Annotated in this window: 16 protein-coding genes; 13 read left to right on the top strand and 3 right to left on the bottom strand. The window is 64.4% G+C overall.

Annotation, left to right across the window (positions count from 1 at the left end; genetic code table 11):
- The first annotated feature begins 83 nt into the window (after positions 1 to 83).
- The 8 genes from QCM77_RS03650 to QCM77_RS03615 all read left to right on the top strand — a co-directional run bounded on the left by QCM77_RS03650 (position 84) and on the right by QCM77_RS03615 (position 8,571).
- A complete protein-coding gene (locus QCM77_RS03650) occupies positions 84 to 1,844 on the top strand; it encodes an MOSC domain-containing protein (RefSeq protein WP_279683592.1) in 1,761 nt (586 codons plus the stop codon).
- Positions 1,845 to 1,859: 15 nt separating this feature from the next.
- Positions 1,860 to 2,456, top strand: a complete 597-nt coding sequence (locus tag QCM77_RS03645; RefSeq protein ID WP_279683590.1) for a redoxin domain-containing protein — start codon at positions 1,860 to 1,862, stop codon at positions 2,454 to 2,456.
- 50 nt (positions 2,457 to 2,506) lie between these two features.
- Entirely contained in the window at positions 2,507 to 3,973 is a 1,467-nt protein-coding gene (gene pdxR, locus QCM77_RS03640) for a MocR-like pyridoxine biosynthesis transcription factor PdxR (protein ID WP_279683588.1), read from the top strand.
- A 75-nt stretch (positions 3,974 to 4,048) separates the two neighbouring features.
- The gene (locus tag QCM77_RS03635; RefSeq protein WP_279683586.1) at positions 4,049 to 4,675 is read left to right on the top strand and encodes an FMN-binding negative transcriptional regulator; all 627 of its coding nucleotides are present in this window, start codon (positions 4,049 to 4,051) and stop codon (positions 4,673 to 4,675) included.
- Between the two features lie 94 nt (positions 4,676 to 4,769).
- Positions 4,770 to 5,597: a class II glutamine amidotransferase gene (locus QCM77_RS03630; protein WP_279683585.1), complete on the top strand. Its 828-nt coding sequence runs from the start codon at positions 4,770 to 4,772 to the stop codon at positions 5,595 to 5,597.
- Positions 5,598 to 5,617: 20 nt separating this feature from the next.
- Entirely contained in the window at positions 5,618 to 6,844 is a 1,227-nt protein-coding gene (locus QCM77_RS03625; protein ID WP_279683584.1) for a carboxylate-amine ligase, read from the top strand.
- A gap of 63 nt (positions 6,845 to 6,907) precedes the next feature.
- Positions 6,908 to 7,093 (top strand): hypothetical protein, encoded by a 186-nt coding sequence (locus QCM77_RS03620; RefSeq protein ID WP_279662863.1) that lies wholly within the window; start codon positions 6,908 to 6,910, stop codon positions 7,091 to 7,093.
- Positions 7,094 to 7,431: 338 nt separating this feature from the next.
- Positions 7,432 to 8,571, top strand: a complete 1,140-nt coding sequence (locus QCM77_RS03615) for a hypothetical protein (RefSeq protein ID WP_279683582.1) — start codon at positions 7,432 to 7,434, stop codon at positions 8,569 to 8,571.
- A 6-nt stretch (positions 8,572 to 8,577) separates the two neighbouring features.
- Here the strand turns inward: QCM77_RS03615 and gor are convergent, their stop codons facing one another.
- The 3 genes from gor to rpiA are packed head-to-tail and all read right to left on the bottom strand — an operon-like array spanning position 8,578 to position 11,247.
- The gene (gene gor / locus QCM77_RS03610; protein WP_279683580.1) at positions 8,578 to 9,966 is read right to left on the bottom strand and encodes a glutathione-disulfide reductase; all 1,389 of its coding nucleotides are present in this window, start codon (positions 9,964 to 9,966) and stop codon (positions 8,578 to 8,580) included.
- A 46-nt stretch (positions 9,967 to 10,012) separates the two neighbouring features.
- Positions 10,013 to 10,531, bottom strand: coding sequence for a DUF2059 domain-containing protein (locus QCM77_RS03605; RefSeq protein ID WP_279683579.1), 519 nt, complete (start codon positions 10,529 to 10,531; stop codon positions 10,013 to 10,015).
- Positions 10,528 to 11,247, bottom strand: a complete 720-nt coding sequence (gene rpiA / locus QCM77_RS03600; RefSeq protein ID WP_279683578.1) for a ribose-5-phosphate isomerase RpiA — start codon at positions 11,245 to 11,247, stop codon at positions 10,528 to 10,530. Before rpiA ends, QCM77_RS03605 begins: the two co-directional genes overlap by 4 nt.
- A 175-nt stretch (positions 11,248 to 11,422) precedes the next feature.
- Here rpiA and QCM77_RS03595 point away from each other — a divergent pair, with 175 nt between their 5' ends.
- The 5 genes from QCM77_RS03595 to QCM77_RS03575 all read left to right on the top strand — a co-directional run bounded on the left by QCM77_RS03595 (position 11,423) and on the right by QCM77_RS03575 (position 16,321).
- Entirely contained in the window at positions 11,423 to 12,097 is a 675-nt protein-coding gene (locus QCM77_RS03595; RefSeq protein WP_279683576.1) for an HAD family hydrolase, read from the top strand.
- A gap of 152 nt (positions 12,098 to 12,249) precedes the next feature.
- A complete protein-coding gene (locus tag QCM77_RS03590) occupies positions 12,250 to 12,738 on the top strand; it encodes a hypothetical protein (protein WP_279683574.1) in 489 nt (162 codons plus the stop codon).
- A gap of 108 nt (positions 12,739 to 12,846) precedes the next feature.
- On the top strand, positions 12,847 to 13,881 hold the full coding sequence (gene moaA / locus QCM77_RS03585; protein WP_279683572.1) for a GTP 3',8-cyclase MoaA: 1,035 nt from the start codon (positions 12,847 to 12,849) through the stop codon (positions 13,879 to 13,881).
- 174 nt (positions 13,882 to 14,055) lie between these two features.
- Positions 14,056 to 14,637, top strand: a complete 582-nt coding sequence (locus QCM77_RS03580; RefSeq protein ID WP_279662871.1) for a TRAP transporter small permease subunit — start codon at positions 14,056 to 14,058, stop codon at positions 14,635 to 14,637.
- A gap of 28 nt (positions 14,638 to 14,665) precedes the next feature.
- Positions 14,666 to 16,321 carry a TRAP transporter large permease gene (locus QCM77_RS03575; RefSeq protein ID WP_279683571.1) on the top strand — a complete coding sequence of 552 codons (1,656 nt, stop codon included), beginning with the start codon at positions 14,666 to 14,668 and terminating at the stop codon, positions 16,319 to 16,321.
- Positions 16,322 to 16,405: the final 84 nt, after the last annotated feature.

Raw genomic sequence — 16,405 nt, 5'->3', positions numbered from 1 at the left:
TCTAACAACGACTAACGAGCCAAAAACCCGGTCCGGATGCAAGGATGACGGCAGAGCCGCGCAGTCACGATCGGGAACACGCAATGGCACGTCTGCTTTCGGTCAATGTCGGCCTGCCGCGCGACGTCGCCTGGCAGGGAAGGACCGTCCACACCGGCATCTGGAAGGCACAGGTCAAAGGCCCGCGCAGGGTGCGCCGGCTCAACATCGATGGCGACGGCCAGGGCGATACGGCCGGTCATGGCGGCGAACATCGTGCCGTGTTCGTCTATCAGGACGATTCCTATCGGTACTGGCAGGAGCATCTGGGTCGATCGAACCTCGTCCATGGCCAGTTCGGCGAGAATTTTACGGTCGAGGGCCTCGCCGACACCAAGGTGTGCATCGGAGACCGCTACAAGATCGGCTCTGCCCTGTTCGAGGTGACGCAGCCGCGCGTCACCTGCTACCGGCTCGGCATTCGCATGGACGAACCGGACATGGCCGCGCTGCTCGTCAGGCACGGCCGGCCCGGTTTCTATTTTCGTGTGATCGAGGAAGGCGACGTCGAGGCCGGTGACGAGATCATGCAGGTCGCCGCCGGGCCCGGGCGCATGAGCGTGTTCGAGATCAACGCACTGCTTTACATGCCGCCTCACCCGCGCGAACGCCTGGAGCGCGCGCTACGGATTCCCGCGCTGAGCCGCGGCTGGCGCCGTTCCTTCGAGGCGCTGCTCGAGCAGCAGCGCAAGGAGAACAGGGCCGCGGGAAACGCTGGGCTTGGATCGGTGGCGAGCCCACCTCCGGCATGGCGCGGATTCCGTCCGTTTCATGTAACGCGCAAGATCGCCGAAAGCGGCAACGTGACGTCGTTGATACTCGAACCCATCGACGGACATCCCGTCGCCGCCGCCCTGCCCGGTCAGTTCGTCGTCGTCAGGCTCGAGCCTTCCGCTGCGCAAGCGATGACGCGCAGCTATTCGCTGTCGGGCGGGCCCGATGCCGCGTCCTATCGCATCAGCATCAAGCGTGAAGCGCACGGCGCCGCCAGCCACTACATCGCCGACGAGCTGCTGGCCGGCGCTCCCGTTCAGCTCGGTGCGCCACGCGGCAGTTTCACGCTCCGGCAAGATGCCCGGCCCGTCGTCCTGCTGAGCGGCGGCATCGGCGCAACGCCCGTGCTGGCAATGCTCCACGCGCTCGCCGCGGAGGAGACGACGCGGGACGTGTGGTGGCTGCACGGCACCCGCAACGGCCGCGAACATGCGTTCGCCGCCGAGGCGCGCGGGCTGTTGGCCCGGCTAGCTCACCATCACAGCCATGTCTGCTACAGCGCACCCGATCCGGGCGATCGCCCGGAGGCGGATTTCGACACCGCCGGTCATCTGGATGTGCGCCTGCTCCAGATGCTCAACGTGCCGCGCGATGCGGACTTCTATCTCTGCGGACCGGCCGCTTTCATGAGCGATCTCACGGCGGGTCTGGCAAATTTGGGCGTCTCGCCCGATCAGATCCACACCGAATTGTTCGGCGCCAGGCCATCCCTGACGCCCGGCATCGCGGCTTCACCGCCGACGCCCGCACATGTGCCGGTCGGTGCACCCGGCCCGGGTCCGATGGTTTCGTTCGCCCGCAGCGGCCTCAATGTCTGCTGGGGACCATCCTACGCCAGTCTGCTGGAGCTGGCCGAAGCATGCGACGTCCCCGTGCGCTGGTCGTGCCGGACCGGCGTCTGCCACAATTGCGAGAGCGGACTGATCGCGGGAGCGGTTGGCTATGCGCCGGATCCGCTCGACGGACCGGCGGACGGCAACGTCCTGATCTGCTGCTCGCGGCCCCGAAGCGATGTCGTGATTGATCTGTGAAAGTGGGAGAGCCTTATGCGACCTGACATGATGCCGGGAGCAACCTTCCCGGATTACGAGCTCAGCGACCACACCGGCAAGCACCGAAAGCTCTCCGAGCTACAGGGTGGCGACCCGATGGTGCTCGTGCTCGGCCGCGGCGGATTCTGTCCGAAGGATCGCCGCCAGGCCGAAGGCTTGCTGCAGCTCCATCGCGAGATGGAGGTGGGCTATTGCCGGATGGTCACGATCACCACCGACAGCATCACCCAGACCAGCGAATATCGCAGCGGCGTTGGAGCGCACTGGCCCTTCCTCTCGGATTCGCGGCGCCTTCTTCAGAAGGATCTCGACATCGCCGAATACACCGACGCCGTCCACAATCCGATGATTCCGCACGTAATCGTGCTGGAGCCCCGCCTCGTCGTTCACAAGATCTACAACGGCTACTGGTTCTTCGGCCGTCCGACCGTCGAAGAACTCCGCCAAGACCTCAGGGCGGTCAGCATGAAGTGCCGACCGGATTGGGATATCGCGGCGCCCGGCCTCAGGGCGCTGTGGGACCAGGGCGGCAAGGAGCATTTTTATCCCTACGGCAAGGCTTACGTCGAAACTCTCGGTGAACAGGATTAGAATCACGTTCCGACATCGTCCGCTCGGGCGAATGCCGGCTTGGAATGTGGATGATCCAGATGAAGACCAGTCCCGCTGCCCGTGCCGGCCGCATGGGCGCGCGCCAGATCTACGAAGCCCTGAGGGATCAGATCATGGCGCGGGTGTACGGGATCGACGGGTGGCTGCCGTCCTCGCGCGCGCTTGCCGGCGAGATGGGCGTGGCGCGCTCGACCGTCACCGTCGCCTACGAACAGCTCGCCGCCGAAGGCTTTATCGAGACACGCCATGGCGCGCGGCCGCGTGTGGCCCGCGCCGTCGTCGAGCGGGAACGCACGCGCGTGGCGTCGCGGCCCTCGGCGCGGAAGGTGCGGCTGTCGGCCTTCGGCGAGCGGCTGCTTCGGGACCCGCCGCGCTGGACCGAGCCGCCGCGCGGGCTCGTCGCGAACTTCCGCTATGGCGAGCTCGCGCCGTCGGATTTCCCGGTGCGGGCATGGAAGAAGGCCGTGACTGCTGCGATGGCGCGCAAGCCCGAGCGCCTGGCCTATGACCATCCCTGCGGCGCGCTGCGGCTGCGGACCGCGCTTCAAGGTTATCTGTGGCGATCGCGCAGCGTCCGCTGCGAGGTCGATCAGATCATCGTCGTGAACGGCTCGCAGCAGGGCCTCGACATCTGCGCGCGCCTGCTGCTCGATGCCGGCGACCGCTTCGTGATGGAGGATCCCGGCTACCAGATGGCGCGGCACACTTTCGCGGCAACGGGCGCCGAAACGATGCCGATCCCCGTTGACGCGGATGGACTGGAGACAGCGCGGCTCGACGGCATCGAGGCCCGCCTCGCCTATGTCACGCCGTCGCATCAATATCCGCTCGGCGGCGTCATGCCGATCGGACGCCGGCACCAATTGCTCGCCTGGGCCAGGACAAACGACGCCTACGTGATCGAAGATGATTACGACAGCGAGTATCGCTACGACACCAAGCCGATTCCACCGCTGCATGCGCTGGAGGGCAGCAACAACGTGATCTATCTCGGCACCGTCTCCAAGACGCTCTCTCCCACCTTGCGGATCGGCTATCTGGTGGTGCCCGCCGCCCTGCGATCCCTGTTCGCCGCCGCCAAGCAGATCATGGACCGGCACACGCCGCTGATCGAACAGGACGCCCTCGCCGCGATGCTCGAAAGCGGCGCCTATGACGGCCACATCAGGCGCGTGCGCCGGCGCAACGCCGAACGCCAGCGGGCGCTGCTCGACGCGCTTCGCCGCCGGTTCGGGGATCGCGTTCGGATCGAGGGCACGGCCGCCGGCCTGCACATCGTGGCGTGGTTCGATGATCTGCCGCAGAAGCGTGAGGACATCTTGATCAAGGCGGCCCGTGCAAAGGGCGTTGGCGTCTATCCCGTCTCCGCACTGTTCGTCGGACCTCGCCGAACGCGCAAGACAGTCGGCCTCGTCATGGGCTATTCTGCGCTGGAGACCGCGCAGATCGAACGCGGCTGCAGGCTTCTCGCGCAGGCCGTCGCCGAACTGGACTGATGAAATAGACACTAACTGGCAGTTTCTCACAGACCAGATTTGCGGCTATCTCCCGAACGACACCGGAGACAAGCCATGTACATCCCTCCCGCCTTCAAAGACGACATCGAGAGCATCCGGGCGACCATTCATGGTGCCCGCCTCGCCAGTCTGGTAACAGCCACCACCGAAGGCCCGGTCGCCACGCCGCTGCCGCTCTTCCTCGAAGAGAGCGAAGGCGAGCACGGCGTGCTGTACGGGCATGTGGCGAAAGCCAACCCGCAATGGAAGCTGCCGCCGATCGGAGACGCGCTGGCAATCTTCAGCGGTCCCGACGCCTATGTGACGCCGTCGTGGTACGCGACCAAGCAGGAGACCGAAAAGGTCGTGCCGACCTGGAACTACGTCGCGGTGCATGCTTACGGCCCGGTCGAATTCTTCCAGGAGCCGGAGCGCCTGCTCGACGTCGTGACGCGGCTCACGAACAGGCACGAAGGATCGCGTACCAAGCCGTGGGCCGTTACGGATGCCCCCGCCGATTTCATCGCCGCGCAGCTGCGCGGAATCGTCGGCGTACGCATTCCCGTCGTCCGGTTCGAAGGCAAGCGCAAGATGAGCCAGAACCGTCCAGAGGCCGACCGTGTCGGCGTCGCACAAGGTCTCGCGGCGAGCGAGAACGCAGATGATCGCGAAGTCGCGCCGTTGATTCCGGTTCCGGTGTAAATGGCCACTTCTGTTCCCGGCATTCGCTGCCGGGAACCATCGTCCTGTCAGGTTCGTTGATGCATCTCAGCACGCATCTCCTGACAGGATTCCCATGTGCCGCTGGATTGCATACCGGGGCGAGACGACCTCGTTCGAACCTTATGTCACCGAGCCCGAGCATTCGCTGATCGCGCAGAGCATCCGCTCGCTCCAATCGACGGCCGGCTCGAATGGTGACGGCTTTGGTCTCGGCTGGTACGGCGAGCATCCGGAGCCTGGCCTTTATCGTGAAACACGCCCCGCCTGGTCGGACGAGAATCTGCGCTACCTCTGCCGCCATCTGCGCTCGCATTTGTTCTTCGCCCATGTGCGCGCCGCCACCGGCACGGCGGTGACGCGGCAGAATTGTCATCCCTTTGCCTGCGGCCAGTGGATGTTCATGCACAACGGCTTCGTCGGCAGCTGGAATCGCCTGCGGCGCAAGGTCGAGGCGCTGATCCCCGACGCCTACTACCCCTCGCGGCTGGGCACGACCGATTCGGAAGCCGTGTTCCTCGCGATGATGGGCGCGGGCGTCGATAGCGATCCGCTCGGCGCAACGGCGCGCGTGCTGCAAGCCCTCGTCGGCCTCGTCAACGAAGGCGAGCTTCGCGAACGGCTACGCTTCACCAGCGCCATCGCCAACGGCCGGGATCTCTATGCCTTCCGGGTTGCAGTCAACGATGCCGCCAACACGCTATATTTCCGCGAGGCCGGCGGCCAGGTCATCGTGGTGTCCGAGCCGTTCGACAAGGAACCGGACTGGACGGAAGTGCCCGCGAATCACGCGCTGGTCGCGCAGGCATCCGAAAGCGCGAAAATTGTTCCGCTCGACCTTGCAATTTCCGGTGGATCCGACGCGGAACCCGCTCCGGTCAGAAGGATTATCGCCCGCAGGTAATACCTCGGCGGGGTGGCACGATGATATTCGCTTCAGACGTTTTGAAATTGCTGCGGCTCGATTCCTCCGAGGACAGGCAGCATGTCGTCATTCGCTCGGCCGGCGGACGCGGCAAGGCTGCGGAATATTCATTCGGCATCGAGGAGGAATACTTCCTCGCCGATCGCCGCAGCCTGGAGGTCGCGATCCAGACTCCCGATGAGCTGTTCGAATCGGCGAACTGGTCGACCGGCGGCCAGGCGATGAGGGAGATGCTGCAATCCCAGCTCGAGGTCGCCACCAACGTTCACGTCGACGTCACCGATGCGCGTGAAGAGCTTCGCTTCCTGCGCCGCGAAGTCGCGAATGTCGCGGCACAATACGGCTTCGCGATCATGGCCTGCGGCACGCATCCGACCGCGCTCTGGCGCATGTCGCAACCGAGCCCCAAGCCGCGCTACGAGGAGATGATCGAGGATCTGCGTAGCATCGGCCACCGCAACCTGATGTGCGGCATGCATGTGCACGTCCAGTTGCCCGATCCCGAAAAGCGTATGGCGGTGATGCGGGCGATGCTGCCGCATCTGCCGCTCTTCATCGCGCTGTCGGCTTCCTCCCCGTTCTGGAATTCACACAAGACCGGACTGAAAGGCTACCGGCTCGCGGCCTATTCCGAGCTGCCGCGCACCGGCCTGCCCGAATTGTTCGAGAGCAGGCAGGACTACGACGAATATGTCGACGCGTTGCAGCGCTCCGGCGTGATCCCGGATGAAAGCCACATCTGGTGGGCCATGCGTCCCTCCATGAAGCACCCGACGCTGGAGCTTCGCGCGCCAGACACCTGCACCTTCGTCGACGACGCCGTCGCGATTGCCTCGCTCTATCGCTGCCTGACCCGCTATCTCTACCTGCGACCTCATCTGTCGAAAGAGGTCACAGCGGTCGAACGCGCGGTTGCGGTGGAGAACAAATGGCGCGCCCAGCGCTACGGCACCGATTGCATCTTTGCCTCCAAGGACGGGCCGGTCACGATCTCCGAGCTGCTCTCCCGCGTGATCGACGACATCGCCGGGGACGCGGCCGCGCTGAACTGCGCCGCCGAGGTCGAACACTGCCGCACCATCGTGGAGCGTGGCAGCTCGGCTGAATTCCAGCTTCGCGCCTTCCGCGACAATGCGGAGGACATCGCCGCTGTGTCGCGCTGGATCGCACACGCGACAACCTCGGGGACGAGCGCAGCGGCCGCAAGCGTCCGTGCGCCCTCATAGCGCCCGCGCAAGCTTCGAGAGCGACAATGTCGTTCCTGAATTCGGAAGGTCGCGGAGAGAAGCATGAATCGCGTCACGTGTTGCGCTGGCTGCGGCCATGGACTCATTCCGATGCTCTCGGCCAAAGGCCGCGCGGAGCTCAGCTGCCTGTGGTGCGAACTCATCGACGCGCGTGCAGTGGACATGGCGAAGTGGGCTGACAGCCCGTACGGCAAGCCCGAGCGGACCGTCCGTCGATCCTTCGAATGAACGGCTTCAGACACCCGGCTGCCGGCATTTACTGACCGGCGCGACTGCACGTCCGCGCCAGGATGCCGACAAAATAGACAAGCCACGTCTCGTCACTGGACCTGCCGGCTTGGCCAACATGGCCAGGCAGGCCGGTGACGCGTGTCATCTAACCTCAGGTGCAACCTCGATTTTTCTTCGCGTGGCGGCGAGCCGGAGAGCCTGCCTGCCGCGCGGCACCTCGACTGGCCCAAAATTCGCAAGGCAGCATCAGGCCTGATTCCCTGCCGTCCCACGAATTGGAGCAGCAAGATGCGTGCGCCGAGAGACCGGATGAGCGGCCCAGATCGGAGAATGCCATGAACGTGCATGCCGCCGGCGATCTCAAATTCACCGGCCTCACCCGTCCGGACGGCGCGCCCCTTCGCCTCAACGCTCAGGATTTCGTGGCGATCGATCGCGACCGGAATGCGAAGTTCGAGCCGACGTACCGGCCGCAGGCACTCTACAATCGCGCCAACGATGGCTTTCACGCCAACAACGAAACCTTCCTGCTCCACGAAGTCGCGACCAACCTGCCGATCTACCGTCCCGACACCGGCCCTACCGATTTCCACCTGCATCTTCCGCCGGGCGGCTTTCAGCTCGTGCTGGTCACCTCGGGCGCGTTCACCTTCGACTATGACGGGCGCTTCTACAATGTCGGCCCGGGCGCGGTGATGTTGCAGAGCGCGATCGTGCACCGCCAGCTGTTTTACACCTGGTCCGGATTGTCGACCGAAGAGAACCTGAAGACGCCACAGACGGTGGCGCCGGATCCGATTTCCATGGGCTATTCCGGCAAATTCCTCGAAGCCTTCATCACCGATCCGACGACCTTTCCGAACCCGACCATCGTCGGTCCGGATCAGATCAACGAAGACGAGACGCCACGGGTGGCATGGAGCCACCCTTTGCATGATCGCCCTGCGGACGCAGGCTTTTGGCTGCAGGACCCGCTGGCGCTGGATGCGCTGTTCAAGCCGCTCACCGACAGCCCGGTCAAATCATCCATGCCGGTCTATGTGCGCGACATCGGCATCGAAGTGCCGAGCGGTCATCTCGTCACCGGCCACATCATCGCAACCGACCCGCGCGGCCAGTCGCTGTTGCCCAAGAGCACGTCGGCAGTAGCGGACGCTGCCTGTTTCGCCAAGGGCGAGGTCGTGATTTATCGCGTCATCCGCGGCACGACCGAGTTCAAGAAGACGACCGGCGAGACCTTTGAACTCGCGGCTGGCGACGTCGTGACGGCGGGCAAGAACGCGATCAGCCTCGTCGGCATCGGCGAAAACACCCAGGTCCTCCGGCTCGGCCTTCTCAAAGGCATGAACGAGCTTTGCAGCTGGTCGCCGACACAGCGCGACGAGATCGACGGCCTCGCCGGTCAGATCATCACGCAGAAGGACGTCCGTCCGCTGCGCACCGAAGGCAAGCCGGTCGGGTACCTCTACGGCTGAGCGGGGTTACTCCGCCGCCTGCCGCACGTGGCGTGAGGTCGGGGTGCGCATGGTGACGAGCTCTTCGGCCGCGGTCGGATGCAGCGCGATCGTCGCGTCGAAATCGGCCTTGGTCGCCTTCATCTTCACCGCGATCGCGACCGCCTGCGTGATCTCGGCCGCGGCATCGCCGACGATGTGACAGCCGAGCACGCGGTCGGTCGAGCCGTCAACGACGAGCTTCATCAGCACGCGGGTATCGCGGCCCGACATCGTCGCCTTGATGGGACGGAACGTGGCCTTGTAAACGTCGACATGGCTGAATTGCGCGCGCGCCTCGGTCTCGGTGAGGCCGACGGTGCCGACCTCCGGCTGCGAGAACACGGCGGTCGGGATGGTGGCGTGATCGACCTGCACCTCGCGCTTGCCGAACACGGTGTCGGCAAACGCGTGGCCCTCGCGGATTGCCACCGGCGTCAGATTGTGACGGTGGGTGACGTCGCCGATCGCATAGATGCTGTCGACCGAGCTGTTGGAGAAATGGTCGACGGCGATGCCGCCGTTCCGCGGATTGATGGCGACGCCGGCCTTCTCCAGTCCGAGATTGGCGACGGCGGGGTGGCGGCCGATCGCGAACATGACCTGGTCGGAAGCAATGCTCGAGCCGTTCGACAGATGCGAAGTGAATTCCTCGCCGTGCCGATCGACCTTCGCCACCGTGCAGCCGGTGAGGATGGTGATGCCCTGCTTCTCCATCTCGGCGCGGACATGGGCGCGGACGTCCTCGTCGAAGCCGCGCAAGATGTTGTCGCCGCGATAGATCACGGTGACGTCGGATCCGTAGCCGGCAAAGATGCCGGCGAATTCCAGCGCGATGTAGCCGCCGCCCTGGATCACGATCCGCTTCGGCAGCGTCTTCAGGTGGAACGCCTCGTTGGAGGAGATCACGTGCTCGATACCGGGAATCATGGCGCCGTGGTTCGGCGCGCCGCCAGTGGCGATCAGGATGTACTTCGCCGTGATCTTCCTGTCGTTCTCGAGCAGGCGGACGGTGTGCTTGTCCTCGATCACCGCGCGGCTCTTGACGATTTGCGCGCCCGACTTCTCGACATTCGTCGTATAGGCCGCCTCGAGCCGGGCGATCTCCTTGTCCTTGTTGGCGATCAGCGTCGGCCAGTCGAAGGTTGCGGGCGGAACGGTCCAGCCGAAACCGGCGGCGTCCTCGAGTTCATGACGGAAATGTGAGCCGATCACGAACAGCTTCTTCGGCACGCAGCCGCGGATCACGCAGGTGCCGCCCATGCGGTACTCTTCCGCGACCATCACACGGGCGCCGTAGCCGGCCGCGATGCGGGCGGCACGCACGCCGCCCGAACCGCCACCGATGACAAAGAGGTCGACGTCGAATTCAGCCATTGTCCACTCCGACCTCCTGTAGAGACTTCTGATCAGATAGTGTCTGTCAGATCTCCTTGCCACGCTTGCGCATCTCGGCGCGGAAGTTGCCCATTACGGTCTCGGAGAAGTTCTGGGCCCAGGAGTTCATGAAGGCCATGCTCAGCCCGATCGCGCGCGGCTCGGCTTCGATCAGCTTCTTGCCCAGCGGCGACTTGTAGAAGGTGACGAGATCCTTCAGCTCCTGCTCGGTGAACTCGCTGGCATAGACCTGCGCCATGCCTTCGCCGATTTCGTTCTCGCGGCCCTTGAGCTGCTGGGCAACGACCTGTGCGACCTCGTTGAGGTCCTTCTGGTAGTTGAGGTTCTGCTGGATCAGCGCGATCTTGGTCTTCTCGACCAGGCCGGGCACCGCGTTGGCGTACATCGCGCCGGCGTTCTTGATCGTGAGGATCTCCTTGGCGGCCGCGATGGCCGCCGGCGACGATTTCGGCGGAGTCCCTTGCTGGGCCACGGCCGGAGCGGCCGAGAGGGCCAGTCCCACGGCGAGGATCGCGGCCGGCAAGAATTTCAAAACACTCTTCATTCCCAGTCTCCTTTCGGCTTTCGCCGTTCAATCACGCGGATTCCCTCGCCACCCGCCAAAACAGCCGAGCTGGCCAAGCCGATGAACAAACCATGCTCGACAACGCCGGGGATCGCGCTCAACGCCGTGGCGAGGCGGGCGGGATCCTCAATCCGTTCGAGTTGGGCATCGACGATCCAGTGGCCGCCATCGGTGACGAAAACGTGGCCGTCCTTGCCCTTGCGGACCGCCATTTGCCCGGAAACGCCGCATTCCGCAAATGCCTTCGCGATCGCGTACCGCGTTGCGCCGAGCCCGAACGGGATGACCTCGACCGGCAGCGGAAAGCGGCCGAGCATCGGCACCCATTTGGTGTCGTCGGCAATCACAATCATGCGGTCCGAGGCGGCCGCCACGATCTTCTCGCGCAATAGCGCGCCGCCACCGCCCTTGATCAGATTGAGCTCGGGATCGATCTCGTCGGCGCCGTCAATGGTCAGGTCGAGATGCTCGATCTCGTCGAGCGTGGTCAGCGGCACGCCGCAGCGCACGGCATCGGCACGCGTGGCCTCGGAGGTCGGCACGCCGATCACTTTCAGCCCGGCGCGGACCCGCTCGCCGAGCAGCTCGACGAAATGTTTTGCGGTCGAGCCGGTACCGAGCCCGAGCTGCATGCCGTCACGCACCTCCTCGAGGGCGCGCGCCGCAGCCTGCCGCTTCAACTGGTCCATGTTCACGATGCGCCCGCCCCTGAATTACGAGTGTGCTGCCGGATAGGCTCGCGGCGGCTTATGTAGCCTCGTTTTCCCTCGGAGAACAGGGTCTGGGGAACAGGCCTCCGGGCCGATCTTATAAGGTGATCTTATGGCTTCGGCCCTTGCGCGGGCGGGGCCGGGCCGGTAGCGCTGGACCATGACCTCCCCACACACCATCGTCTTCGATCTCGACGGCACGCTTGTGGATACGGCGCCCGACCTGATCACTGCGCTCAATTACGTGCTCGACCGCGAAGGGCTGCCGCCCGTGCCGATGGCCTCGGCCCGCAACATGATCGGCGCCGGCGCCCGCAAGTTGATCGAGCGGGGGCTGGAGGCCGAGGGCCGCAGCGTCACGCCGGCCGACATGGACCGGCTGACGGTCGATTTCATCGCCTATTACGCCGACCATATCGCCGTCGAATCCCGCCCCTTCGAGGGGCTGGAGGCCGCGCTCGACCATTTTGCGGCCCAGGGCCACCGCCTCGCGGTCTGCACCAACAAGCTGGAATGGCTGTCGAAGCGGCTGCTCGACCAGCTCGATCTGAGCCGGCGCTTCGCGGCGATCTGCGGCGCCGACACTTTTGGCGTCCAGAAGCCCGATCCGACCATTTTCCGCGAAACGGTGGCGCGGGCCGGCGGCGAGGTCAAAGCCAGCATCATGGTCGGCGACGCCGGACCCGATGTCGGCGTGGCCAGGCGCGCCGGAGTTCCCGTGATCGGGGTCAGCTTCGGCTATACGGACGTGCCGATCGCCGAGCTCAAGCCGGACCGGCTGATCCATCACATGCGCGACCTGCCGGCCGCCGCAAGCAGCCTGATGACGGCGTAGGCACCTCTCAAGGCACTGACATGACTTGGTGATTCCACGGAACCCTGCGTTAACCATCTATTAACTATGCGCGGCCCGCCGGTTGCTTGCTTGGAACGACGCTCCTAAGTTCGCTCGGGGATGTGGCGGTTCGTCGCAGTAGGGGGATGGTCATGCGTCGTGTCATCGCGATTGCGTTAGCTGGGGTAAGCATCCTGGGAGCAACAAGTCTTGCCGGCTGCTCCTCAATGTCCTGGAACGTGTTCAAATCGGCCCCTCCGACCGTCCAGGTCCGGCTCGAATCCAATCCCCCGGGTGCTGACGCCACGACCTCGCTCGGACAGGGCTGCAAGACCCCCTGCTCCGTCTCGGTTCCCGCCCCCGACGCCCCCTTCACGGTGGCTTTCGCGCTGCCAAAATACCAGCCGGCGAGCGTCCCGGTGAACGTGATCAAGAATCCCGGCGATTTCACTACACCCGCCTCGGTCACCACCGATCCGAACCCGGTTTTCGCCGAGCTCCAGCCGGCCACCCCGCCAAAACCGGTCCGCAAGCCGCACCGGCCCAAGAAGCCGAAACCGGCGGCGTCCTCCGCCGTCCCGGCCGAGGCCGCACCGACCGCGGGTTCGCCGTTCCCCGATCCGAACGCGAGCAAGCGCTGACCTCCGTTATCCCCCCAATTGTCTCCGACGCCTCCGATGCTTAGATTGCTTCCAAGGCACCGCTGAAGCAAAGCTGCGGCTGTCGCCGCAAGTGACAAGGCATTTGGTATGAACGGACTTTCCGCGAGCCCCCGCGCCGCGCTGTCGAGCGCGATGACCGATCCGTTCGGGCGGACCATCTCGTATTTGCGCGTGTCCGTCACCGACCGCTGCGACCTGCGCTGCTTCTACTGCATGTCGGAAGACATGACGTTCCTGCCCAAGGCGGACCTGCTGACGCTGGAAGAGCTGGACCGGCTCTGCACCGCCTTCATCGCCAAGGGCGTGAAGAAGCTGCGGCTCACCGGCGGCGAGCCGCTGGTCCGCCGCAATGTGATGACGTTGGTGCGCTCGCTGTCGCGGCATCTGACGAGCGGCGCGCTGAACGAGCTGACGCTCACCACCAACGGCACCCAGCTGGCAAAGCATGCCAAGGAGCTCGCCGATTGCGGTGTCCGCCGCATCAACATCTCGCTCGACACGCTCGATCCGAAGAAATTTCGCGAGATCACCCGCTGGGGCGAGATCGACAAGGTGCTGGAAGGCATCGAGGCCGCGCGCGCCGCAGGCCTCGCCGTGAAGATCAATGCCGTGGCGCTGAAGAACCTCAACGAGGACGAACTCCCCGACCTGATGCGCTGGGCTCACGGCAAGGGCATGGGCCTGACGCTGATCGAGGTCATGCCGATGGGCGAGATCGGATCGGGCCGCATCGACCAGTATCTGCCGCTGTCGCTGGTGCGCGCGCGACTCGCCCAGCAATTCACGCTGACGGATCTTGCCGAAAGCACTGGCGGGCCGGCGCGCTATGTCGGCGTCGCCGAGACCGGCGGCAAGCTCGGCTTCATCACGCCGATGACCCATAATTTCTGCGAATCCTGCAACCGGGTGCGCATCACCTGCACGGGAACGCTGCACACCTGCCTCGGCCACGAGGATGCCTCCGATTTGCGCAAACCTCTGCGTGCATCGGACGACGATGCGCTGCTTGCGGATACGATCGACCGCGCCATCGGGCTGAAGCCCAAGGGCCACGATTTCATCATCGACCGCCGCCACAACCGCCCCAGCGTCTCCCGGCACATGAGCGTCACCGGCGGCTAGCGTCAACTTGCCTCTTCCGGGCGATTTCCCTTAACTATCAACAAACTTCCAATTGACGGACGGCACGCCCGCTGATTTTGTGCGGCTGCCTCATGCCTGCGCGGCGAGACAAGCCGAACGCGCCCAAGTCGGCGCAGACAAGACGGCCGAGGCATAAGCGGGGAGGACCTATCTTTGACAGCGCTCCTGAAACTGAGCGGCGGCATCGACGCGTTTACACGTTGGACGGGCAAGCGCCTGGCCTGGTTGATTTTGGTCGCCGTGATCATCTCGGCGGTCAATGCGATCGTGCGCAAGACCTTCGACACGTCTTCGAATTCCTGGCTCGAGCTGCAATGGGTGCTGTTCAGCATCGTGTTCCTGCTGTGCTCGTCCTGGACGCTGCTGGACAACGAGCACATCCGGATCGACATCGTCAACGCCATGCTGCCGAAGCGGATGCGCAACGTGATCGACCTGGTCGGGCACCTGTTCTTCCTGATACCGCTGACCGTCGTCATGATCATCACGGGCGTACCGTTCTTCCTGCGTTCGTTCCAGATCAACGAGCAATCAGGCAACGCCGGTGGCTTGCCGCAATGGCCGGCCAAATCACTCATCATGATCGGCTTCGCGATGCTGCTCGTTCAGGGCATCTCCGAGTTGATCAAGCGGATCGCCATCATGCGCGGCATGATCCCGGATCCTCACGAGTCGCAGGTTTCGGCGCTGGAGGCCGAGGTCGAGCACCTCGTCGAAGCGATCGAAAAGAAGTAATCGGCGAGCGGCTTCGTAGGGGGATTCAATGACCGCGTTTATTATCGCCAATATGGCACCGATCATGTTTGCGGCGCTGGTGGTCGTACTGCTGCTCGGCTACCCGGCGGCATTTTCGCTCGGCGCCGTGGGGCTGTTCTTCGCCGTGATCGGCATCCAGCTCGGCCAATTCCATCCGGATTTCCTGCAGGCTCTGCCCGAGCGCGTCTACGGCGTGATGAACAACGACACGCTGCTTGCGATTCCGTTTTTCACTTTCATGGGACTGGTGCTCGAGCGCTCCGGCATGGCCGAAGACCTGCTCGACACCATCGGCCAATTGTTCGGCACGATCCGCGGCGGCCTTGCCTATGCCGTCGTCTTCGTCGGCGCGCTGCTCGCGGCCACCACGGGTGTGGTCGCGGCATCGGTGATCTCCATGGGGCTGATCTCCCTCCCGATCATGCTGCGCTATGGCTACGACCGCCGGGTGGCGACCGGCATCATCGCCGCGTCCGGCACGCTGGCCCAGATCATTCCGCCCTCGCTCGTTCTCATCGTGATGGCCGATCAGCTCGGCAAGTCGGTCGGCGACATGTACGAGGGTGCATTCATTCCGGGCCTCGTGCTCGCAGGCCTGTATGCGGGATATGCCTTTCTGGTCAGCCTGATCTTCCCGAAGGCGGTGCCGGGCCTGCCGAAGGAAGCGATCGGCTTCCGCGAGGAAAGCGGCAGCCGTGGCTTGCCTTCGCTCGGCGTGCTGTTCCTCGCAAGCTGCGCGTTCGGATGGCTCATGATGCGGAGTTCGGACACGCATGGCGCCGATTTCGTGGTGCTGAGCATGTTCTTTGGCATCCTGTTCGCGTTTGCCGTCGCAGTCGTGAACTGGATCGTCGACAAGCTCACTGGCTTCCGTTTCCTCTCGAAGATGGCGCAGCAGACCACCTTCGTGATGGTGCCGCCGCTGTTCCTGATCTTCCTGGTCCTGGGGACGATCTTCATCGGCATCGCCACTCCGACGGAAGGCGGCGCGATGGGCGCAGCCGGCGCCCTCATTCTCGGCGCGGCGAAGCGGCGGCTGACCTGGGACCTGGTCCGCCAGGCCACCGAGGCGACGGCAAAGCTTTCGGCCTTCGTCGTCTTCATCCTGGTCGGTGCCCGCGTGTTCTCGCTCACTTTCTACGGCGTCAGCGGCCATGTCTGGGTCGAGCACCTGCTGACCTCCCTGCCCGGCGGCCAGATCGGCTTCCTGATCTTCGTCAACGCCTTCGTCTTCATCCTGGCGTTCTTCCTCGATTTCTTCGAGCTCGCCTTCATCGTGATCCCGCTGCTCGGGCCGGCTGCCGAGCATCTCGGCATCGACCTGATCTGGTTCGGCGTCATCCTCGGCGTCAACATGCAGACCTCGTTCATGCATCCGCCGTTCGGATTTGCGCTGTTCTATTTGCGCTCGGTCGCGCCGAAGGAGCGCTACACCGATCGTGTCACCGGCAAGAGGATGGATCCGGTCACGACAGGACAGATCTATTGGGGCGCGGTGCCGTTCGTGGTCATCCAGGTCATCATGGTGCTGCTCGTGATCACGTTCCCGTCGATGGTGATGCACTACAAGGGCGTGCAGTCCACCGTCGATCCCAACAGCATCAAGATCGAGATTCCGCAGATCGAACTGCCGCCGCTCGACTTCGGCCAGCCGAAGCAGTAGCTGGCGCGGTTCCCGCTGCCCGCTTCTCCCTTGTCGGAGAAGGTGCCATAGGCGGCCTTCGGCCGCCGTTCTCAAGAACGCCGA

The organism is Bradyrhizobium nivariense, assembly GCF_029846695.2.
In the GTDB taxonomy this organism is placed as follows: domain Bacteria; phylum Pseudomonadota; class Alphaproteobacteria; order Rhizobiales; family Xanthobacteraceae; genus Bradyrhizobium.
The sequence above is the reverse complement of the archived record's forward strand: the minus strand, read 5'-3'. Positions and strand labels throughout refer to the sequence as shown.